Source organism: Clostridium cavendishii DSM 21758, from assembly GCF_900141845.1.
Classification (GTDB): Bacteria; Bacillota; Clostridia; order Clostridiales; family Clostridiaceae; genus Clostridium_AG; species Clostridium_AG cavendishii.
Genome location: NZ_FQZB01000010.1, coordinates 162,200 through 187,483 on the forward strand (window position 1 = coordinate 162,200; position 25,284 = coordinate 187,483).

15 protein-coding genes are annotated in these 25,284 nt (G+C 25.8%); 5 read left to right on the forward strand and 10 right to left on the reverse strand.

Translation table 11 applies throughout. From position 1 onward, the window contains the following. Positions 1-72 precede the first annotated feature (72 nt). Positions 73-432 (forward strand): hypothetical protein, encoded by a 360-nt coding sequence (locus tag BUB01_RS12245; RefSeq protein WP_072987992.1) that lies wholly within the window; start codon positions 73-75, stop codon positions 430-432. Between the two features lie 473 nt (positions 433-905). Next, positions 906-2,246, forward strand: a complete 1,341-nt coding sequence (locus BUB01_RS12250) for a TRM11 family methyltransferase (protein ID WP_072987995.1) — start codon at positions 906-908, stop codon at positions 2,244-2,246. A 26-nt stretch (positions 2,247-2,272) separates the two neighbouring features. Here BUB01_RS12250 and BUB01_RS12255 read toward each other — a convergent pair whose 3' ends face one another. The 8 genes from BUB01_RS12255 to BUB01_RS12290 form a co-directional block, all read right to left on the reverse strand. Continuing rightward, complete coding sequence (locus tag BUB01_RS12255; protein ID WP_072987997.1) at positions 2,273-3,334, reverse strand: hypothetical protein; 1,062 nt, start codon at positions 3,332-3,334, stop codon at positions 2,273-2,275. Continuing rightward, complete coding sequence (locus tag BUB01_RS12260) at positions 3,331-3,930, reverse strand: hypothetical protein (protein WP_072987999.1); 600 nt, start codon at positions 3,928-3,930, stop codon at positions 3,331-3,333. The genes BUB01_RS12255 and BUB01_RS12260 overlap by 4 nt, the downstream gene beginning before the upstream one ends. Continuing rightward, positions 3,931-5,880, reverse strand: coding sequence for an AAA family ATPase (locus BUB01_RS12265; protein WP_072988001.1), 1,950 nt, complete (start codon positions 5,878-5,880; stop codon positions 3,931-3,933). It lies immediately after the preceding gene. Positions 5,881-6,460: 580 nt separating this feature from the next. Continuing rightward, positions 6,461-7,984, reverse strand: a complete 1,524-nt coding sequence (locus BUB01_RS12270) for a Tn7-like element transposition protein TnsE (RefSeq protein WP_072988003.1) — start codon at positions 7,982-7,984, stop codon at positions 6,461-6,463. Beyond that, positions 7,965-9,854, reverse strand: coding sequence for a TnsD family Tn7-like transposition protein (locus BUB01_RS12275; RefSeq protein ID WP_072988005.1), 1,890 nt, complete (start codon positions 9,852-9,854; stop codon positions 7,965-7,967). Before BUB01_RS12275 ends, BUB01_RS12270 begins: the two co-directional genes overlap by 20 nt. Before the next feature lie 55 nt (positions 9,855-9,909). Beyond that, positions 9,910-11,592 (reverse strand): ATP-binding protein, encoded by a 1,683-nt coding sequence (locus tag BUB01_RS12280; RefSeq protein WP_072988008.1) that lies wholly within the window; start codon positions 11,590-11,592, stop codon positions 9,910-9,912. After that, positions 11,582-13,741: a Mu transposase C-terminal domain-containing protein gene (locus tag BUB01_RS12285; protein ID WP_072988011.1), complete on the reverse strand. Its 2,160-nt coding sequence runs from the start codon at positions 13,739-13,741 to the stop codon at positions 11,582-11,584. Before BUB01_RS12285 ends, BUB01_RS12280 begins: the two co-directional genes overlap by 11 nt. Next, positions 13,738-14,568, reverse strand: a complete 831-nt coding sequence (locus BUB01_RS12290; protein WP_072988014.1) for a heteromeric transposase endonuclease subunit TnsA — start codon at positions 14,566-14,568, stop codon at positions 13,738-13,740. The genes BUB01_RS12285 and BUB01_RS12290 overlap by 4 nt, the downstream gene beginning before the upstream one ends. A 784-nt stretch (positions 14,569-15,352) precedes the next feature. On the opposite strand from BUB01_RS12290, the gene BUB01_RS12295 reads away from it, so the two are divergent. The 3 genes from BUB01_RS12295 to BUB01_RS12305 are packed head-to-tail and all read left to right on the forward strand — an operon-like array spanning position 15,353 to position 22,086. After that, the gene (locus tag BUB01_RS12295) at positions 15,353-17,821 is read left to right on the forward strand and encodes a hypothetical protein (protein WP_072988017.1); all 2,469 of its coding nucleotides are present in this window, start codon (positions 15,353-15,355) and stop codon (positions 17,819-17,821) included. 18 nt (positions 17,822-17,839) lie between these two features. Then, the gene (locus BUB01_RS12300; protein ID WP_072988020.1) at positions 17,840-18,835 is read left to right on the forward strand and encodes a restriction endonuclease-related protein; all 996 of its coding nucleotides are present in this window, start codon (positions 17,840-17,842) and stop codon (positions 18,833-18,835) included. Continuing rightward, the gene (locus BUB01_RS12305; RefSeq protein WP_072988022.1) at positions 18,835-22,086 is read left to right on the forward strand and encodes a hypothetical protein; all 3,252 of its coding nucleotides are present in this window, start codon (positions 18,835-18,837) and stop codon (positions 22,084-22,086) included. Before BUB01_RS12300 ends, BUB01_RS12305 begins: the two co-directional genes overlap by 1 nt. Before the next feature lie 408 nt (positions 22,087-22,494). On the opposite strand, the gene BUB01_RS23480 is transcribed toward BUB01_RS12305, so the two are convergent. Next, positions 22,495-22,656, reverse strand: a complete 162-nt coding sequence (locus BUB01_RS23480; protein ID WP_200802863.1) for a hypothetical protein — start codon at positions 22,654-22,656, stop codon at positions 22,495-22,497. 182 nt (positions 22,657-22,838) lie between these two features. Beyond that, the gene (gene glmS / locus BUB01_RS12310) at positions 22,839-24,665 is read right to left on the reverse strand and encodes a glutamine--fructose-6-phosphate transaminase (isomerizing) (protein ID WP_072988024.1); all 1,827 of its coding nucleotides are present in this window, start codon (positions 24,663-24,665) and stop codon (positions 22,839-22,841) included. Between the last annotated feature and the right edge of the window lie 619 nt (positions 24,666-25,284).

Genomic DNA, 25,284 nt, shown 5'->3' on the forward strand with positions numbered 1-25,284 from the left:
TATCAGTTAAATATTATTTTAATATGTAAATAATGATATAATTATAGAAAAGAATATAGGAGGGGAAGCTAAATGATAGAACAACATTATGATTCTATAGAAATTCAAGAATACCTAGAAGGCAGGGATTATTTACTATCGGATAGCTATAATTGGATTAATGGAGAAAATAAAGAAATAGCTATTACTTCAATGGATGCAATATATCAGATAAATTGTATGAAATGGTTAGCTATATGCTTAGATGACCTTATAGTAGAAAGCGAAGAAGTAAAAAGCAAAATGCAACCATTGATTATTGCTAAAATGGAGGAATTTAAAGAATTATTTCTGTTAGCTATAAAAAAAGAAAAAGACCCACTAAAGAGTTCGTATAAAGAAAAGTATAAAGCAATAAAAAAGGAATTTAAAGATAATCTACGTAAATTGTAGTAAATGTGGAGTGCCGTATTATTCAAACGAATAAACGGTATTTTTTATTTAGCAAAGATATCTTGATATGACTTTATTTAAAATGATACAACTTTGTTCAAAATCTACAACAATATATGTTATTTCATAAATAAAGCCCTTGATGTTAATATAAATGTGGATAAAATAAAGGAATTAGTATTTAGATAATCAATTCTGTTCAACTCTATATTATATGCTAACTTTTATACTCATCTTTAATTCATTAATATTTCTATACATGAAAATAGATCTATAATAATATATCAAGATATTATATAATATAAATAAATTTTAAAACCTATATTATTATAAACATACTAATATTTATATTGCCCATTATAAAATTTTAATATATAATTTAATTTGAATACTAAGTAACATATTTTAATTATAATAACTCCTAGATTTAGGAGTTATTATTCCTGAATAAATGTATTGGAGGCTTTAGTACAATGGCTCAAAAATTTAAAATAGTAGACTATACTACTAAATATGGTTCAATAATGCAATTTAATAGAAATAAAAATACATATATTCATGGCTGGTATCCATTTGTAGAAGGTTATTCTAAACAATTTATATTATCTATAATTGATGAATATAAAAATATTAATTCTTGTCTTCCGTCTTTATGCCTTGAACCTTTCTGCGGAAGTGGAACAACACCATTGGAACTACAAAAGTTAGGAATAGAGTGCAAATCTTTTGAGGTTAGTCCCTTTATGTATAACTTAGCAAAAGTTAAGTTAACAAATTCTTATACAGTTGAAAGTTTTAATAAATATTATACAAAAATAAAAGAATATCTAAATAATCCTGTTGAAAACATTTGTGCACTAGTAAATCTTAATGCTTCCAAACGAATTGTTGAAAAAGATGGCTTAGATAAATGGAATTTTGATAAAGATACAATGAACGGCATTTTAGATATAAAATATTCAATAAGTAAATTTAATAATTCTAAATACGAAAGACTTTTTACTATAGCATTAGCATCTATCTTACTGGAAATAAGTAATGTATATAGAAATGGTAAATGTATATCATATAAAAAAAAGTGGAAAGAACAACATATAACCAGAAAAGAAGTTCATGAAAAATTTTTAGTAAAGTTAAAAGAAGTTTTTTTACCTGATATAAAATTAATTAATACTTATAAAAAAAATCAAAAACTACTAAGTAATAATAATGAATGTTATTTAGGCGATGTAAGAAAAAATTTAAATAAAAGAGTAGATGATGATAGTATAGACTTAGTTATAACATCTCCACCATATTTAAATTCAAGAGATTATACTGATACATATATGATAGAATTACGATTATTAGATTATTTAAAAAATGATGATGATGTTAAAAATCTTAGAAAAAATACAATTCGTTCACATGTACAAGTAAAATGGAATAAAAGTAACAATATAGGCATAAAAACTTTAAATAATAGTATTGAAAATTTAAAAAAGCACGAATCAGATTTTTGGAATAAAGGCTTAATTAATATGATTGAAGGATATTTTGAAGATATGAGCATACTTTTTGATATTTTATATAAAAAAGTAAAAAAAGATGGATTAATATTTTTTAATGTTGCAAACTCAGCCTACCATAATATAGAGATCAAGACAGATGAAATTATCGCAGAAATAGCTGAAAAGTCAGGATTTACTGTAATTGAAATTAGAGAAGCTAGAAGAATAAACCCAAGCAGTCAACAAAAAGAAAACATTCCTTTTTTGAGAGAATCTGTAATTGTGATAAAAAAAGTATCTACATCTACTAAACTTTGTATTTAATTCCTATAGTTTAGTAGATGTACCTTTTAGCTACTAAAATTTCTTTTTTCAATACCAGGTTCGATAAAAAATCTATTAATACTACATTTGTAATCCTTAAATTTTTCAGGTATATTAACAATTTCTTTATTTAAATAATAATTAGCATCTGCAAGTGATATTTGATTTTCTGTTAAATTTCTTACACTTCTTCTTCTTCCATCAAAAACAACTAAATACCCTTTGAAGTGTAATTCGTTATTTTCTTCTTTTGAAGCATCAATATAATCACATAATTGATTCGCACCATCCACTGCTCTTTGATTTGTATAATCTGATGTTTTTCGTGTCTCATCTTCATTAACAGATACCCCTAACCACTTTATTTCTATTAATGCTCTAGCAAAATTAAAATTCCATATAACTTTTATATCAATAGGGTTTTCAGAATTAACATTTTGCTCCCTTTTTATTTCGCTGACACCTCTAAGAGTAGCCCTTAAATATTCCCATAATGAGTCTCTCAAATTTGATTCCGGTGCATTTTTCCATCTAATTCTTTTACTGTTTGTCCACGAATTTGCTACTTTAGAACATACAGATTTCTTTGCATTATTTAAATAATAATTATTTAATGCAACATCTAAGTCCCAATAAGTAGGACTAGAAAAATAACTTCTTGTATTCAACGCTGATGCCTCAACTAGGTTTTTATCATTATCAATCCATATATATTCATTATCTTTCAATTCATATGATATACTCTCATTTAAATCTACTTGAGATAAGTCAATTGTTTGCTCATTCCATATTCCAATATTACCATTTTTATAAATTTGTATTACGCAAGGAAACTTTATAGTTGAACATAAGTCTATTTTTCGTGTATCGAAAAATTTATTCTTATCTAATCCATTCTTACTAAAATCATAATCACTCATAATAACTGTAAAATCATTATCAATTTGTTCTGGAGGACATTTCATATAAAATTCTTTTAAAAACCTAATTAATTTTCTTAAATTAGTACAATCTTTATTAGGTATTTTATTCATCAATTTAAAAACCAACAGATTTTCATATTGACTCTTTAGTAATTCAAAATTCACTTTTTTTCTTCCTCCATTTCATTTGATATTCCTTCTAAATATTTTAACCATAATACAGATACGGCCCATAAATCATAATTTTCTACTCCAATTATTTTTCTTATCCCTTCAAAATGATCATATAATTTGTTAATTGAAATTCCATAGCCCAAAGCTTCTCTATCAAATAAATTTCTTTTTGAAGCAATGAGCGGTTCATAATTCATCGAGTTCATAAATTCAGGAATTGGAATAACCAACGCAGCATCAGCAGATACTTGTAGATATTTTTTTCTTTTCGAAAATTCCTCCAAGTTATTTATAAATCCAAATATCCTCTTAGCTTCTTTACCTAATTTATAATTTTCTTTATCCTCTTTAATTATTGTTCCAGACTTCATCATATCTTCTATTTCATTTATAATTGCATATGAAAATGGTTCATCATTATCATATATAAATTCATATCCCCAATCACTTATTGGATTTTTATCAAATACTGACACCAATAACGATAAATAGCATATATTTTGTATTTCGACAATGTTTATACTATCATAAGTATTTTCTAAACTATTTAAAATATATAGTATATCAAAATTAGCCTCCGAGTTCATCTAATTATTTTCCTCCATACCATTCTCCAATGAGTTCAAAACATCTTCAATGAGTTTTAAATTTTTTTCTTGTACATTAGTTAATTGTGACCAATTTATCATTCTTATTAATTTAAAGTTTTGACTACCTGATAGTTTTGATAATTCTTTTAATAGTCCTGAACTATTAACATTAGCAGTTAATATTAATTGCATATTGTTTAATGCATATTCATATAACATTTTTCCAGCATTTGTTTCATAAGCAATATCTAATGACCCTTCTGGTGTATCTAATAATAATATTCCTGATTTATTTTCACCTCTTTTACTAGCATAAATTATAAAAGTCATCCTTAATGCAATATCTATAAAATATCTTTGTGATTCTGACAATTGATGCTCATACAATCTTTCTGAATCTCCTAATTCTAATACATATTTATATTCAGCTCTATGATATGTCGTAATCTCTTGTAATCTTAAATTTGCATTTAATCCTATAAACTCACTTGCAAGACCACTAAATATCGGTATAAACTCACCTTGAATCTCTAAATATTTATCTGTTACAAGATTCCTTAGTTTTTGCGCTTCAGCTTTTGCCTCATCTCTCTTTATTCTATTTTCGTCTTTTTCTTTAGTTAGCATATTTATAAACTCATACTTACTCTTAATTAAAAAATCAATTGATTCTCCAACATTCTCACTTGTGTCTTTTGTTACAAATATAGGATCCACCTCTATTTTTGATAATTTATATTGTTTATCTTCATACTCTTTTATCTTATTATTTAATTCAATTTCTAATTTTTCTTTACTTATATATAGATTCTTTAATTCATTTTCTGTTTTATTTAATTCAATATCAATTTCTTTTAATCTATTTGTATTTACTTCTACTTTACTCTCATGTAAATCAGATAAACATAATGGACAATTTTCTTTCTCTATAAAATCTCTAACTCTATCTACATTTATATGATTTGCTCCACATATAGGACATTCTTCATTCTCCAATAATTCCATAACTATATTATTATTAAGGATTTTTTCTTTTCCTGATATATGACTAAACATTTTTTTATATTCTTCATCAAATTCCCTTTTTAAAGAATATTTTTTAGCACTCATATTAGAAAGTAATGATTTTACAGACGTATTTTCACTCTTTATATTATTTATATTTTTCTCAATTTCTTCAATTTCTTCTTTCAAATTCATATAATCTTCTCTTAATTTTTCCATATCCTCAGAATTATTATATAAAGGTTTTTTTTCTGCTTCAAGTTTATTTATATACCTTCTTGCTTCTGTTATATCCCAAGAGAGATTTCTAAATTTTGAATCATATTGATTTATCAACCTTGATAATCTATCTGCTTCCGCTGCATACTTTGAATCAATACCTAACAATAAATTTATAGCATTTGTCAGTATATTTGTATTCCAGAAAACCATTTCCTTACTTTCATCAAACATAAGAAGATAGTGAACTATAAATATAAATTGTTCAAAACTATCTAATCCCATTAATTCTATAATTTTTTCTTCAAACTTTTTCTCATCAAAATTTTCTTCATCATTATTTAAACGCCAGCTCAAAAATTCTCCTGAATTTGCAAAACTTCTTTTTATATTTATTATATTTTCACCTATTTCTAAAGAAACTTCTACTTCTGATATTTCACTATCAACTTGTCTTATTCTACCTTTAAAATATTCACCTGAATAATTCATTTTCCTTATATCACTAATACCTTTAAAATTATAATTAGGCCTTTTCACCAGTCCTGTTAATGAAAATCCTATTATATTCAAGAATGTTGATTTTCCTAATCCATTAGCACCGGCTAAGCAAACTATAGGTTTATTAAAATCAATATAAATTTGCGGTTCTCCTGCATATAATGAAAAACGTGATACTTTTATATATTTTAAAGAAAAAAGTGATACATTATTTTTACTCACTGTATTTCGCCCTCCTAATTTTTCTGTATATTCTAGAATAAACATTTTACTATATTACACATAAATCAATATTATATTATTAATACGTTCTTATACATTTATACTTTCATCCGAAGAATTACCATATTATTAAATATATATTATATAAGGTTTTTATATGATTTTTTTTAAATTAACACTAAAACTATACTCAATATATTTAATTTAAAATGTGAATCTAACTTTTAGTTTAATATATATAATTAATTTATTAATAAACTTAACATTAAATAAATTAATTACTTTTGGTCATTCTATTTTGGTTAAATCTAATACTAGTATACTACAAATTTTTGTAGATTTCACCAATTTATTCCCTTATATATATTCAAAAAATCCCTTATAATTAAAAAGCCTAACCATTGCTATTATAATTACCTTATAAAAAACTATAACAATATTTTAATGTAACTACTATTTATAGGATTTTTAGTTTAAGAGTTATTTTATCTATGTTATTAAAGTAAGTTAAATAAACAAAAAAATTAGTGAATAAACTAATTTTTTTGTTGAAAAACCTATATCTTTATCTTAATAAAAATTATAATTCCTTATATATACTTATTTCTTTATTATAAATATCCTTTCTAATATGTTTCTTTCTTATAACTTTTACTCCTAATCGCTCAATCCCCCCTAACTTAATCCTACTCCACTTACCATTTTCATTAACCAATCCAAATAGCATTCTCCATAATATCTTATTCCAATCAACTACTTTGTCACTTACTAATAGTATCATCGATAATGATCTCTTCTCCCTTTCTACATCTAATAAAAAGCACTCTCTACCGTCAATCATTATTATTTTACCTATAATATATCTACGCCTAGTTATCCCATCACTTAACCATGAGAAATTTTTACTTATTGGTAACTCCCCAAGCATTATTTCAACTTTCTTTATATTACCTCTTTTCTCTAATAGCTTTAATACTTCTATGATTTCATTCAATTCAAGTACTGATTCATTTTTAATAAATTGCATATTAGTAAATTCTAATCCTCTAACAACTTCCTCACCACCTTCATCTGCTGTTGTTCTAATCTTTTCATTATTTGTTAAATGTATTTTTGTATCTTCATCTTGCTTACTTCTTCTTATTTTTCTGCCTGTTTTAACTTTTTCTATCTTCGGAATCAATTCATAGTTATGAGAAATAAGTTGTGTATTAAGCGCATCAAAACTTTTAGTAGCTCCTTGTATATTTGGATTTAAGCCTATTTCATTTTGATCATTTTTATGTATATAAACCCTCTTTTTTGCTTCATCTGTAAGTTCTGTTTCTTCTAATGATGGATGATGTACTTCTATTTTATTAACATTAATTCTTTTATTATTTAAACCTACTATCTCTAGTATTCTAATATATTTTTCTCTTCTTTCAACTCTAGCTTTTATATTAAAGTTATCAAATAAAAAATCAAATTTTAAGTCTCCTGAATACCAAAGCTTTTGTCCTATACCATAGAACATTCTTGATATATTCTCATTTGTTAGTATCCAAGCCAAATGACATATCCTTTCAAACGTTAATAAAGCCTTATTATATTCTTCATAAAATTGTATATCCAATATTCCTTCATTTAATTTATAACCAAAATAAGTTTCTAATGTATTCATCTCAACTATTCTATTTAATAAAAATCTATTAGGAGCCAAAATAGCTCTTATTATTTCAATTGTTGGTACGTTATACAAAACTCCATTTTTAATAAAATTAAATGTCTTTGATTTAAGCTTATCATTAAAACCCTTTCCCCATATACTCCAATCTTTTTCTATATATTCTGCTTTAATACCAGTTAAATCTATATCTATAATCTCATGTTCTTCTAGTTTCATTCCATTATTTAAATCTCCATTAATGTAACATTTATCTATAGATAAAAAATGTATATTGGACCAATCTAGTGTTATTCTTTCTCTCCTATTATCTACCTTAAAATATGTATTTACCATCCACTTATTTTCTCTTTTAAAAGGTTCCCCAAGCCACATTAATATTGCTTTTTCACTCTTTTCAAACGGCCAATTTGTTATTTTAGCTGCTTTCTTTTTCATATTTCTCTCCACTCTCTTTTACTTCTATATAATTTAATATTTTATCCTTTATAATAGTAAAATCTTTCTTTCTAACATTAGCTTTTCTTTGAAGTTCCCAAAGTCTTATCTCTGTATTGTTGTTTATTAAAGAATCTATTATATTTTTGCACCTTCTAAGCTGAAATTCTTCCTTGGTTTCTAGTATTTTGTTTAAATATTCCTTACTTTTAGGCAATTTGTCTATATTCTTATCCAATGCTGCAAGCAATCTTGTCTTTTTACCTAAAATGTTTTTAGTTATTCTTACAGGATTTTTATCATTTATAAGCTTATTATAAGTAGCTTTTAATATGGTTAATATTTCTCTATCCCTCTTATTCCAATCAACTACCTTTGTCTTATTTTCTTTCATTTTTAAAGATGGTAGCTGCTTGTATAGCCATTCTTTATCACGCCTATATAGATACATATATTCTTTCTGGCATAATTTCCGTATTTCTGTTCTTGTAGCATTTTTATTTACCTCTATATATTTCAATAAATTTGATTTATAAATTTCACTCTTATAAATTATCTTATTATTTTTTTCAACTTCGCCGTCTTTTTTAATAGCGAAATTTAATATCTTTTCTTTAAATTTCAATATAGTTTTAGGATCACAATTCATAAGCCTTGATAACTCTCTTAAACTATATCTTTCATCTTTTAAATACTCTTCTAACTTGGTTTCCCAAACCACACCAAAAGCTTTTATTCTACCTATTTTATATCTATCATCCTTTGTTTTATCTGGTCCCTTTCTTGAATATATAAAACCACATTCACATTTAAATGTTCCTACTGGAACTCTTGTTTTATAATCCTCTGTTATTTTCAAATCCGTTACAACATTTCTTCTATACTGATTAGAAGCTTTATTTAAACAAGGCCAAGGCCCTTTACCAAAAGGCTTAAACTCATCTTTAAAACTTGAAAAAAAGTGTTCTATGTCACCATCTAAAAAATTTATTAATAACAAATGTCTTATAGGATGTACTGTTCTTTTTAAGTTTCTTGTTATAACTCTAAGCCAATTATATTCATCATCATTATCTATATTTGATTCCATTAAATCTAAAAATTCTTTTCCATAAAACGCTATAAACTCTTCATATAAATCTTGTTGCTTAACTCTCTTAGTTGTTGTAGTTAAAGCTTTAGCATAAAGAATATCTTTATATTTATCTAATAACCGTTCTTTTGATATCTTACTTAAATCATGTTCCAATAAATAATAAGCATCTTTAGCTAATTTATATAACTTGTCATACTGTTTATTATTTATAATTTGTATATTCCTAAACTCCAATAAATTTTTATTCAATCTTATGAATTCAATCCTGCTTGAATTTGTTTTATCCACAGAATATTGTTTTAGTTCTGCACCATCATGTGGACAAATAAAAACTCCTTGTAGTTGATGTTCTCTATGAATATAAACTTCTCCATACTTTTCAATTTCACCTTTAGCACAACAAGGACAATAGTAAATTGACGTTTTTCTACATATACTCCCAGCCACCATTCCTATCTTGGTGTATAACCCACCACCATCTTTATATTTGATTTCATCTAAAAGTTCTGTCTTTCTTTTAGTTGGTAGAAATGGACTATAATACGGAAATACAGTATGCTTCATGATTATATTTTCAGCCGTATACTTCTCTCCTAAATTATTAGCTAATTGTTCTATATTGCTACCTATTTCTAAACTAGGTATAATACTTCTCTTACCAAATAACTCCTCTAAAGTATCTTTATAATCTATATTTCCACTATAATAGTGATATCTTGCAATTGATGAATATATAAGTTCGTTTTTATAAGGGTCAGTAAAAAAATGTAACATAGTTTATTCTCCTTTATATACATTTTAAAACCGCCCATTCCCCTTTTTAGAATTATTATTTAACCATTAAAAATTCATCCACTGGATTTTTAATATATCCCTCTTTTTTCAAAACATCATATGGATGTTTTTCACTTTTAATTGCCTTTTCATATAGAAATATCAATCCTTCTTGATTAATATACTTTTCCTTTTTATCTTTATCTATTTTTTTCTTTTCATTTAAATCAATTAACACCTTCAACGCCTTAGTTTTTATATTATTATATTCTTCTTCTACTGGTAATTGCTCTACTATCTTTTCACATTGTTTTCTTATTTCTACATTATCCAGTTCATCAAGAATACCAATTTCAGATATCTCAATAGCTAAATTTTCTACTGTATTTCTTCTTTTAAGTTCAATAGTATTTTTTCGCTCTTTAAATAGCTCCTGAATTTTACCTTCTAATTCAATATTTCTTTTATAATTTAAGGATAGATTATCTAAATTTATAATTATATCATCATATTTTCGTATTTCTTCGATATTATTATTTCTAAGTGCTTTTATCATAGGTTGAATTGTATACAAATCTTCTTTTGCTGTAGATCTTATAAGTTCAACAGTTATTTCTTCCTTCTCCTCAGATAGCGCTCTTTCCTGAGTTAATATAAATAAATTCACTGCAACCGCTGTAATACCTTGACATTCATCATAAAAAGCATTTGCTATATTTTGGTTTAATTCAGTATTTTGCTTTAAACAATTATAATCCCATAAGCACTCTAGAAAAAGTTCCCATTCATCACTATCTTTGGCCATTCTATCCCACATTATAGTTCCTTCACTTGTAGCCCTACGTGCCTGTCTAAAATTGCCGTCAAATATTTTCTGTGCTTTAGACGTTCCAATTAATATAGTTGGAATACCTACTGTATTACTTAATGTAACAAAAAAGTTTAGCATTTCATCCATATCGTTTTTAGAATTAAGTAAATGTTGAATTTCGTCTATTACAAGGACTCCTATTCCATATATACTTGCTAGAGAAGTCATATGAAGCATCATACTAGATGTGATTCTGTTAGAATAACCAAACTTCTCTAAATACCTAGTTCCTAGTAAATCGTCCACTGCCTTAAAAAAACTTTTACATAAAACTGATAAACTTCCATCGTAAGGACAATCTATTTTTAACCATGTAATCTGAGTTCTACTAAAATGTTCTCCCTTATATTCTGTATGCATTATTACTTGAGGATACATAAGCAACAATCTCTCTATTGCTGTAGTTTTCCCTATACCTGAAATGCCTATTATAGCCATACTATCTGCTGTAGAACGTATATTAACCATTCTTTCTTTCAATATTCTATCTTCATATACATTCTCATCTCTAATTTCATTTATTATTCGCAATCGTTCTAAATAGCTTTTATCTAAAGGATTTCTTGCTAAATATCCTCTCCTTATAAGAGTAGATAAGCGTCTTTCCACTATAAAATGAACTGGTAATGGTTGTATGAAATGTTTAGCCCTTTTAATAATATGGTATCGTAAGTTTGAAGGTTTATTTTTATCTGCTCTACTAATTATTGGAGTAACACTAAATTTATTGATTACATCATCTTCTGTGAATATATTAGGCAAAGATTCTATAAGAGGATTATTAGCATATTCAACTATTTCTTGTTCCTTATAAACAGCATCTTCTACAAGACCTTTAAGAATTATAATATTTTCATTATTTTTCACGATTCTCATCCCTCTTTTTTCTTAACTTGTCAATTAATCTAGATTTACTTGTTGAGTTATTACTAATTTCATTATCTTTAATTATTGGTAATTCTATAACTTCTCCTTTATTATTAAAATTTAGCTCCTCGCCTAATATAAAAACCTCACTATTTCTATTAATTTCTTTCTCAACTGCTCTATTATTTCTTATATTTTTTATCTTTGCACTTTTACTATTAACTTCTGTAGCTACCTCATTCTTTTCTTGTTTAGCTTTTTTAACTATTTCATTTATTTCAGTATCCAAATCGATTTTATTTTGTATTTGAGTTTGTTTTTCCATAGCTTTTAACCTAGCAATATAGTTAAAATTAAACTCTATTTCCTCTAAAATAAGATCACTATACTGTTTGCTAGGTTCTAGTAAATAACAGGTTTCAAATGTATTATCAACATCATTTTGAATATATATATTATTCATATCTCTAGGATCATATATTACCTCTATACTTCTTCCATTGCCTTTTAAAAACCACTGTTCATTTATAGCTTTTTGAGAACCATAAAATAATCCTTTAAACTTTATTCCGGCTCTAGATATTGTTGCATTATCTCTTGGTAATACATTAATTCTAAAACTCTCTCTATCTACAATTCTTAATCTACCTTTCTTATTTTCTATTCCCCAATTCCATAGGTTTAATGGTATAGGAATGACTCCATCTATCATCATATTCCTCGTAATTTGATACTTATCATTAATTTTACTATTATGAGTTAATATCAAATTTATATATATTTGAGTAAATTCTGGTAATGTAAGTGTAGCATCTAATCTATAATCCTCATCTCCTCTTTTTCTATATTCCTTTTGTATAGCTCCTGGTGCTTTATGTTTTATTTCAGTATTTAATATTCTAAAATGCCTTTCAACAATTCCTTTTAAATCTCCACGATATGAAGGTGTAGTTTCAAATTTCACATTTAGATTATTTATTAAATTCTTAGCGCAATAGCTTTCGCCTTCACCTCTATCAGATATTATTATTTCTGGTAGATGTTTTGCTGGCCATTCATCTTCTGTTATAGTTATGTCATATTTATTGCAAAACTCAACTTTATCAGCTACCATATTATCAAGCGCCATCATAGCTCCTATCCAAGATGGTCCTTCTAATCCAACATATATACCAGTTACAAGCCTAGAAAACACATCTATAATTGCATAAACTACAGGTCTCCCTATTATCCTACTTCTATCTAACTCACTCACTAAATAAACATCTGCTATAGTTGCATCTATTTGAAACTTTGTTCCTGGTCCTTCTGTTTCTAAAGTAGAATTGCTTAAAATAGGTCTAGCTGTAAGTTCATACTGTTTAGCCCCATCTCTGAATATAATATCCTTCTTTATGTTTTCATTCTTTTTAAACCAGTAATAGAACTGATCATAAGTTGGAATTTGCGAAATAGGCCAAACTTTATACTTATATTCTCCATTTTCCATAACCTTATTTGAAAAAAAATCTTTTAGAATATATTCATAAGTTTCTTTTATACTTATTTTATTTGCCTTTCTATAATACCTGTTTACAGCAACCTCAAACTGTAGTTTTATTTCATCTGTTATATTTATTCCATTTGAATTATCATCATAAATATGCTTTTTAGGTCTACCAACCTTACTTTCCTTCAGTTTTTTTTCTTTTCCTTTTCCTCCAGAATTTCTATAATCAGAAAGCAAGGAGTTCTTTGTCATCCCTCGTTGAAAAAATCTACAAAACATTCTTCTTAGTGTTGATATATTAATACTATAATCTTTGGAAATTTGTCTTAATATTTTGTGTCTTTTTATTTCATCTACTATATCTAATTTATTTGTATTCCATGTATCATTTATAATTTTCCAATTAGCATCTCTTTTTTCTTTTTCTATTTCTGATAATCTATCTTCCTCTATATTTCTTAAATAAGGATCACTTACTGGTATAAGTATCTTACTTTCTATTTCTTCATTTATTTTATTAAAAGTTCCTAACTTAGGCATATCTGAATCTTTATCAATATCCACATAATAAACATTTTCTCTTTCATTATCTATATAAATTACTCTTATTCGCTCTTCATCACCATTAATATATTTTAAAACCATATTCTCTAAAATCACGATATATTAAACTCCTTACTTACTATTTTTTCTTTTAGACTTATATCCATTGATTTATTAATATCTATCTCCTTAGTTATATCAACTTCAATAACTTTTCTAGCTAATAGATATTTAAATACAGATATTCCAGTTCCCTTTAGTAAACTCAAATCATTTTCAAACACCCTAGATATCTCTCTAATTGATATATTAGTATCAGATATTCTTCTAATGTATTCTAAAATTATATCTTGAATTTCCATTTCATCTAAATCAATAAAAACATCTAAATTACTTATATCATAATAAGAATGGAAGAATTTTATATTTTGAGCTACAGTTTTATTAATCTCCTCATTTGTAACAATACCCCAATCTATACCTTTTCTCTCCCAATAAACTCTCTCTATTTCAAACTTTTCTAACACTCTCTTATTACACAAATCATCTTTAGACTTAACTGTTCTTGCTAAATCCAAATTATTATTTTGAGTTATAAAAAAATCTGTTGTCATAACTATATATTCATTTGTCCTTGGATTTTTAGGATGCTCTATTCCTAACTCATTTGCTATTTGTAACGTTTCTTCTATTGGTAAAAGTGGATATTGTTCTCTTATGTCTATTACACTATCAGCATATTCTAATATGTAAAAATAATTTGTTTCCATGTCAGATAAAAAATCATGTTGTCTTTTTGTTTTTATCCCTTTTAATCTAGTGCTTCTTCCACTCGAAGATACATCCTGAATTAATATCCAAGGCTTATATTCTCCTAACCTTCCAGTCCCTCTGCCTTCCTTTATTAACTTTTCAATTTTGTTTATCCTACTTCTTTTAGCCATACTTTTCACCCTTTTAAAATAAAAAACTACACACTTCAATTATTCTATTGAAATGTGTAGCTCTTTAATTATTTTTATCTATATTTATATTTAAACTTTTTGTGATAATCTTTCAAGGTCTGCTACTATAGTTTTAACTATATCTAATTTTCTTTTAGCATATTCCTTATCATTTAACTAATTCATCCCCATTTTCATACATCTTTCAATTTCTTTATACTCGTTTAATAATTTTACTAATTCTTCATTCATACAAATTCTACTATTAATTTTAATACTACACATCTTAATTATAGTATACTTCTAACAATATTTACTATTCAAACTTTTTCAGTTAATAATAGGAATATCTCTAATAAATATAATAAAAGTATATTTTAATCTATAGTTATTAATTTATAAAAATATTATAATTTCTATATTATATATATTTATATAATTTGATAATTTTTATCATATATGCTATTATATAGAAAACATTAAAATAAAAAAGCCTTTCAACTCCTATAGTATATACTTCGAACTATATCTTATAGGCCAAAACCATTATGCGTAGTTAGCACATAAAAGCTTGTTAGAAAGAACTTCTTTATTACCAATATTTAATTAATATGTTTATTATAACAAATTATTAATTTAAATTCAAGTAATATAATTTTTTAAGCCTTTAAATGCTAGTAATATTAGTATTTAAAGGCTTTTTACTTCATTTTTCATGCCTATATATTTACATAAATAAAAATATATTCATTATTAACTCTCAAGATATTAAGGAGGCAATAAGATGTCAAAAAAAGTAATTCAAGTTTTATCTTACAAAATAACAAATTCCTTTTTAGAAAATAATACTTTTAATATTTATTCAATAAATGGAGAACTTAAAGAAAGTATACTTGAAATAATTAAATTTCATACAAATGTACTTAATAAAAATTGGGAAGATTTACGCCAGGATTGGAAATTCAAAAATCTAATAAACATACCTTATAAAATTAATTCAATATCACCATATAGAGTTTTTATATCTGATATTGATAATGCAAATCCACTTTTGTTTTGTGATAAGTCCTTAAATGAAGAAGAGATTCAAAGAATAAAATGGCTTTTATCAACTTCAGTTACAGATTATATTGAAGATAAATTCAAAAAAGATTTAAAAGACCATTTAGAAACCAAAAATTTAAAAACTACTAATTTTAATATAGATTTAGATTATAAAGGAGAAGCAACAAAAAATACTTTTATAAACAACAAAAATTTCACTTTAATCAAGATGTTATTTATGAAACATTTTTTAAACAAAAAGGTAAGGATAGGAACATGTGCTGAAGCTATAGAAAATGCCAAAGAAATTTCTTTTTACCCTTCTTATAATGGCAAACATGAACTTGTAAGTGATATCATTGAAGCTTATAACTATAATAATCAATTAAAAAGATATGCGTTATTTATTACACCTAAAATAGAGGTAAGAAATTCTGAGCTTTATTTAAATATTATTATTGGAACAAAAGTAATCCTTGATAGCTATGAACATGAAATTGGTAAAAAAACTGATTTAATAAAAAAAATTCATTATGGGAAAAATGAAAATTCAACGCTTTACATTTTCGATGGTGAACAATATATATCAGTTAAATTTTATACTAAAAAATCGGAAAATGATATCATTTATATATTTCCTAAATGGGAATATAGAGAAATTATTAAAAATTTAGAACAGACAACAAATATTACATTTAATGACATTAAAAATTTCTTAAAAGATACTAACTCAAGAAATGATATGTTTTTATTACACAATCAATATAGATCAATTAAAGAAAAAAACCTTGTAAGTGATAGTCTACATAATAATGACAAACTGGATATTTCAAACTTCATCGTAGAAAATATTAAAGGTCTGGAAATCATTGATTCTGTATCTGAAATTGAAGTAGTTTATCCTTCAGAAATAAAAAAAACAGCACGAAATGGTAGCAAAATAGATTTATTGGTATCTTCTTACAAAGGTAAATACAATAGTTTCAATCTATATGTTATAAGAAAAAATAATAGTGAGATAATTAAACTTATAAATCAACTTTTTACATCAACCTCAGAAACTGAAAGTTTATTTACTAACTACGAAAAAGTCGAATCCCCCAATGAAAATATTTTCGTTGTAACCTTTAATAATAATGTTGCCATTACTATTAATATTATTGATATATGTAGCGATTATATACTAAATGATACCTATGAAGGTGAAACTGTTGATGATAGAGCTAATCTAATTACTGAAGTTATTGGAGAAATACCTGTTAACTCTTTATTTTTAATTGAATTAGAAATGATATCTGATAAAGCAGATGCAAAAAAAATAATAAGACAAGCTTTTATTAAACTAGGTTTTATTAATCAATTTATTATACCTTCAACAATGAATATAAATAATTTGAAGCAAAGATTGTGTAAATTACTCCAATGCATAGGATTCTATAATGCATTAACGTATTTAGATGAAAAAACAGTATATACTTTTTCTTTTGTAGAAAGCGAGTCGCGTAAAGGAATTATTTTACCTTTTATAATAAAGATTACTGAGAAATCTATTCAAGTATCACCAGTTTTAAAAAATACACCTGTTAATTTTGTTAGTATAAATGAGATATATACTAACTTTTACAATTTAAAAAACTATACTTTTGATCTTCAAAAATGTAATATGCAAGAAATAGAAAATATTTTATTAATCAATCTTTTAGATATATTTAAAAATGATAACACAGAAAAAATACTTCTTTTGGAAGGTAATCAACTCAAAGAAACAGATTCTGATTTATTAAAAAAAATCATCTCTATTTCAGATAATGTTGTAAAAATTGATTTATTAGATATCGAAGTAATTGTAAAAAATGCAACTAATGATGATTTAACTTTTACTCCAACATTATTTTCACTTACTAATGATACCTTTGTTTCAATTGGAGATAAAACACAGTCCCAAAGAAAATCTTTAGTTTATGGTAGTAAATTGGTTAATTTTATGAAGAGAAAAACCAAAAACAAACCTGATGATAATATTGTTAATGGAGCATTTGGAATGTATCAAGATAGGCGAGCATTTGGAATAAAAATCATAAAAAACAAAATGGATAAAATCTCTCTAGCTTCATTAATAAAATTGTCACGATTTAGACTAACATCCGAAATACATTGCAATGAAACAAGTTTCTATAATTATTTAACATACTTTAGTAAATATTTTTAATAGAGAGGAGTTACTACAATGACTACAATTGAATATTTTGATGATTTATTAGAAATGCTTTTAAATTCAAATAAAAAAAGCTTCAGCATAGAAAATCTATATTCTGTAATGTATAAACATGAAACAATAAAATTTACTAATATACTTCATTTTGTTAACTATCTTAATGAAACTACTATCTCTGAAATGAATGTTGAAAATATAGAGAAATATATTAACACTTCAAAGCTTGATATTACCTTATTAGATAATAATATAGTAAATATTAAATTATTTGAAATATTAGATACCCTTAATAATAGAGCTGAAACTCGTTTTGATAAGCTATATAAATTCTGCCAAAATCATAAATACGGGCAAATTATTTATACAAATACAAGATTATTTATATCAAATTATCCTATTATCCATAGAAACATATTTAAAAATATAAAAGATGGTATCGAATTAAAGCTACTTTCAAAACTACCAACAATATCAAAGAAAGATAGAGATTTTATATTTGATTATGTAAAGAGCAATTACAAAACCATAAATGTTACTAAAGACAAAATTGGTATATGTGAAAGATGTGGTTACCTAATAGGTAATGACTCTAATTCTTTTAAATATCATAAACAATGCCAAGGATACAAAACATTATATATTGAAGCTTCAAACAATCTATTAGTAGCTGAAGCTTCAGCATATAAAGATATCGTATTACCAACAAGACTTGAAATTGAAATAAAAGATGCCTTAGATAAACATGGATATAAATATGAATTATTTCCTTCTCTAGAACTTGAAGGTGATATAAAAGTATATATTAATGACACAGAATTATTTCTAGATGCAAAGGCTTATGAAATTCCAGCTTATTTAAAAGAAGAGTTAGATAAAAAGCCACATTACAAAAATAGGCTTATTATAGTTCCTTCAAGGGTTTATAATTCTATGTCTGATTTAAAAGCATTTGGTTATAAAATATATTCAATAGATACTCTTCTTCAGTATCTTAAAGGAGTGATATAGTGGCAAGAAAAACATTTAATGATATTGTTTTCAAGAATGCTTCCGAAAATATAAAAGGATTTGATACTTTAGATAATTTTTCTGAAAAAGACTTTCCTTTATTACCATATAAAGATAACAATTATTTTATTTTAAAAGCTAACTTCATATATACTGAACTATTACTAACTTCTGTATACCTAATACTTAGTAGCGAATTTAAAAAAGAAGATATTGGCTATATCTTCAGCGGTTTAAGCCATAATTTTACTAATTATAACGTAAGTCAACAAAATATAATTAATATATCTTTAATTTACTTAGGTAATTATAAAGGTAAAACAGAAACAAACCGTTTAATAAATTGGTATTTTAAAAATAATAATGATAGAGTTAATAATTACAAGCTCTTTATTATTGATAAGGGTATTATTAAGTTATCATTGAATAATTACAATAAAAAAAGATTTAATATATACGTAAATCTTCTTAACTCAAAGGATACTATTGGATTAACCAAAAAGTCTAAAGACTCCACAGATTTTGAAGAAGCTATAAACTCTATTATTAATAATAAAAAAAATGAAACATTAACATCCTATGACTTAATAAACGAAGTTCTAAGCAATAAGTTAGAAATTTACATTAAGGATTTAATTCAAAGAAATGAAGACTTTAAATATATTGAAACTCAATTATTAAACGAACTAATATATTATGCTCTAAAAGACAACGAATTAATTGAATCAGAAATAATAAGACTCAAAGAAATTACTCACTTGTGTGGAAAAACTGGAAGTGGAAAAACTGTATTAATTGATTTTATAGTTTTCATACTAGCAAAGCATAACAAGAGAATTCTATTTTTAACTTCAAAACATGCCGACGGAATAAAAATTAAAGAAAAATATACAAAAATGGGGTTTAAAGCCTCAGTAATTGTAGGCCATGATAGAAATAAATATACGGATGAGTTTATTAAGACAAAAATGAATGCAAATAACGATTTAAATATATTCCAAACAATAAAAAGGAATGAAAGTGTTATAAGTAATCTAGATAGTACTTGTCTTAATAATTATATTTCTTCAAATGCTGAAGAAACAAGTAGTCACTCTTATAATTGTAAAAAATGTGAACATAAAATTACATGTGGTTACCACAACCTTACAAGAGAATTTTTAAACTCAAACATATTAATAACAACATCGTATAACTTATGTTATTCTTCTGTGAATGCTTCATTTGATGGATATAATCGAAGTTTAATAGAAACTGCATATGCTATTTCTGATTTTATTATTGTCGACGAAGCCGACTTGATTCAAGTCAATTTTGATAATGCTGCAATATATGAAAGTCAAATATATTCCAAAAATGCTAATTTGTATAATGATAGTTATATAAGTAATATTATAAGATTATATAGTACAATTGATAGAACTAAAATGGGTTCTATACCATTTCTACATAATCATAAAGTTATAGATACAGCTAAAACTGACGCTTTTATTGATGTGGCATGCAACAACTTCCTTTTAAATGATAAAGATGAAATGATAAAAGAACTAGTTGGTACAAAGACATTTACTACTTTTAATTTAATCAGTATGTATTGTAATACTTATATCAAAGAAATACATGATGCTGATGGTAATATAATTTATGATTATGATAATAGTAAAGAAAATTATTCAATTGAGTTTGCCCAATCTTTTATGAACTATCTTCAAGATAATAAACTAAAAGAAGAGTTAAATTTTAATTATATTGATTATCTAAGTACCAATATTGAGAATAATATTGAACTCTTTAACAAGCAATATAATCGTTTTATCAAATCTAAATATATGAAAAAATATACTATTACTTACATTAACAACAAAAAGTACAATAAAAATAAAGCTATAAAATTTTATAACTTTATACTTTTTATAAATCATATTGACAGTTATATAAAATATACTAATATATTTTTACCAACTATTTTGCTTTTTATAGATAAAGAAAGACATGAAATACCTTCAAATAGCCTTCTAAAGTCGATTTATTTACCCAAATCTCTAGCTTGGATATTAACAGGATTTTCTCTTGAAAAATGGGATAAGGAAGGTTTATTAATATATAAAGATTTTTCGATTTTAGGAAGAGAAATCCTATATACTACAAGAGATTATATAGCTTCAGCATATGAAATTCCTGCAACCCCTGTTCTTTTTGTAAGTGCCACAGCATTTGAAGAAAACTCTTCATTGTACGCAATAAAATATCCTGTAGATTATTTAATTAAAAGCAAATTACAGACTGAAAATGATAATACAATTAATACGTTTTTCACCCCTGTAATATTAACTGAAGGTTTAAATAACTCTGCAGTTAATATTTCTTCAAGTAAAAATCAAAGACAATTTAACATTAAGAAACTATGTAGAATTCTAATTAGAGATTTTTTACCTTCACTTGTAGAAGATGCAAGAAAGTTTGGAAAAGCTACTTTGTTTAGCTGTTCAAGCTACGATGATGCGTATACTGTATACGAAGAAATAAAATGTCTAAAACATAAAGGTTACAATATAAAGATACTAACAAATAGCACCATACAAAACAATAAAAAATTAGATGCCACTGAAGTACTCAATATTTCGAATATTGAAAACTTGAGTAACTTAGATAATGAGGCTGTAGATATAGCTATAGTTATTGGAGCTGTAATAAATAGAGGTTATAATATACTGAAAGCTGATGGTGAGAATTCAAGTTACATACACAATATTTTAGTCCTAAATAGAATTCTTCCTTCACCCAATAATAGTGCAACTAATGTTAGTTATGTGAATTCAATTATCACTAGATATGCATTAAATAAAAGTAAGAATGATAAAAAAGCTTTCAGAGAATGTTTAAAACAATCAAATGAAACATCAATACACTTAAAAATATGCTATAGCTATACTAACTTACCATCTAGCATTAAGGATTCTATTGCATCAAATACATTAGTAGATATACGACAATTAGTAGGTAGAGGTCAAAGAGGCTCTAACAATACAGTCAATTTATATTTCCTTGATGCTTCTTACTTTCCAAAAACGGCAACTGCTATTGCTAACGGAGAAATTATTGAATCTCTCAATGAAATAAAAGATGATGCAGATAGCTCTTTATTTTTAAAATGGTTAGATATCCTAAATAAGAACGATATTTTAATAACAGAATTATACGGAGATATAAAAAAAAGCTTTAATCGACTAAAAATAAAAGCTATAAAATAATATAAATACTAGAAATTACACTACACCTCGGTTATATTATGAAACAATCAAGCTTATATGTATATTAGTATTTAAAGAACTTTCAAATATCCTACAAATCAACTACCACTTACTGAAAGTAGGTGGTTTTGTGTTTTTATAATGAACATTTTATGTATCACCACTAAAATTATTATTTTCGAGTTAACACTTCAACACATTATTTCTCATACATTGTTTCATAATTTCCTCTATTACAGTTCGAATTGTTTAATAACAATATCATTTTCCCACAAACCCCATTCCTAACCATTTTTTAATATTGAACTAAATTTAACGATGCTATACTAGCTATATATAACTTAGCCATAAAAGCTACACACTTCAATTTCTCTTGAAATGTGTAGCTCCTTAATTATTTATATATATTTAAACTTTTTGTGATAATCTTTCAAGATCTGCTATTATAGTCTTAACTATATCTAGTTTTCCCTTAGCATATTCTTTCTCATTTAACCAATTCATTCCCATTTCCATACATCTTTCAGTTTCTTTATACTCGTTTAATAACTTTACTAATTCTTCATTCATACAAATTCACCCCATTTAGTTTAATTCGTATACTACACATCTTAATTACAGTATACTTCTAGCAATATTTTCCATTCAAACTTTTTTTCAATAAATCAAACTTTTTTCCAAAGAATCAATCTTTTTTTCAATAAATCAAACTTTTTTTCAAACCAACATTTTAAAGACCATAGTTTTTATTTTTATTCTACCGTAACTGACTTTGCTAAATTACGTGGTTTATCTACATCACAGCCCTTTTGTTTTGCCATATAATATGATAATAATTGTAATGGTATTACTGAAATCACTGGAGTTAAAATAGTTAAAGTCTTTGGAATATATATAACTGAATCTAATGATTTTTCTGATTCAGTATCACCTTCAAGCGCTATTCCCATAACCTTTGCTCCTCTGGTTACAACTTCTTTAATATTAGATACCATCTTATCTCTTAAATTTTCATCTGTTAGTAAAGCAACTACTTCTGTTCCTTTTTCTATTAAAGCTATAGGACCATGCTTAAGTTCTCCACCTGCGTAAGCTTCTGAATGGATGTAAGATATTTCTTTAAGCTTTAATGAACCTTCCATAGCTACTGCATAATCTAATCCTCTTCCTAGGAAGAACATATCTTTCTCCATATAAGTTTTTGACGCAAATTTTTGAAGTGTTTCTTTATGCTTTAATGTCTCTTCTACCTTTTCTGGTAACTCTAACATTTCTTTCTTTATCTCAAGTATTTCTTCATTACTTAATGTTCCCTTAACTTCTGCAAAATATAATGCTATTATATACATTGCTATAAGTTGAGTCACATAAGCTTTTGTAGATGCCACTGCTATTTCAGGACCTGCCCAAGTGTATAATACATCAGTTGCTTCTCTTGATACTGAGCTTCCTACAACGTTTGTTACCGCTAAAACTCTAGCTCCTTTGTTCTTTCCATCTCTTAATACTGCTAAAGTATCCGCAGTCTCTCCTGATTGACTTACTACTATTATTAAAGTTTTTTCTGTTATTAGTGGTTCTCTATATCTAAATTCTGAAGCTATATCAACTTCAACTGGTATCTTTGCTAATCTTTCTATAGCAGTTTTTCCTACAACCCCTGCATGATAAGCTGTACCACAAGCTACTATATATATTCTATCTATATTATTTAAATCTTCTTTTGTAAAATTTATTTTATCTAATGCTATTTTTGAATCTAAGTTTATTCTTGATGTCATTGTATCTTTTATAGCTTTTGGCTGTTGATGAATTTCTTTAAGCATGAAATCTTCATAACCTTCTTTTTCAGCTGCATCAGCATTCCAAGTTACTTTATAAACTTCTTTAGTAATCTCTTCTTTTTCTTCATTATAAAGAGTTACTCCTTTTTCATCTATAACTACAAATTCTTTATCTTCTAATAGGTATACATCTCTTGTGTGGTTTAATACAGCTGGTATATCTGAAGCTATGAAGTATTCATCTTCTCCAAGTCCAACTATTAATGGACTATCTTTTCTTACAGCTACTAATTTGTTAGGTTCATTCTTACATATAACTCCTATAGCATAAGAACCTTCCATTTTTGAAGTTGCTTTCATTACAGCTTCTAATAAATCTCCTTTGTAATAATAATCTACAAGATTTGGTATTACTTCTGTATCTGTTTCTGATAAAAATTCATATCCTTTACCAGTTAACCATTCTCTTAATTTTAAATAGTTTTCTATTATACCATTGTGAACTACACTTATAGTAACATCACTATTGGTATGCGGATGTGAATTTACATCTGACGGTTCTCCATGAGTTGCCCATCTTGTATGACCTATTCCTATACTTCCTTTATAAGACTTTTCATTAAGTCTTTCTTCTAAGTTTTTAAGTCTACCTTTGCACTTACTTACATTTATCATTCCATCTTCTAATATAGCAACTCCAGCTGAATCATATCCTCTATATTCAAGTTTTGATAATCCTTCTACTAATAAAGGCGCCGCCTTTTTATTTCCTAAATATCCTACTATTCCGCACATACTTTTTTCTTCCTTTCGTTTCTAAACATTTTATTTATTCTTAATATTTTCCCCACTTTTTAAGCATTCTTATTCTCTAAAACTTAAAAAAGGGTATAAAAAATCTAGGGACTCAAAAACCCCTAGTTTGATTAGGTTTTAACACCGCATTGGATTTGTTCTAAAAATCACTTTTTAGTTTTGCCAATGTTTTACGGTAGTGCGATACCGTGGGGCACCCGCCGAAAATTTCGATACTCCCCATCCTCGTCAACTAAAGTAATTGTTATTAATCTATATTAAGATCAAGATTTTATGAGGCGAACTTCTAAAAATTAATTTTAGCTCTTACCCTAAAACCTTGATTTTAATAGCAACTTTAGTTCTGGCGCTTAATATTAAATTTTGATTAATATTAAATTGATTTAAGACATAAATCATCTCCTTTTTTATAATTTATACTATATAGTATGAAGATAATTTGTTTTTGAACACTCTTTATTCTAGCACAAAAAATTTTTTTGTCCAGTATTTTTAGTTATTTTAAGGCAAAATAATCTATTTTCGAACATTAAGTTCATTTTCCTCTCTATACCTCTATATATCTTTGTATTGTTGTTTAATCCTCCATATGTCTATA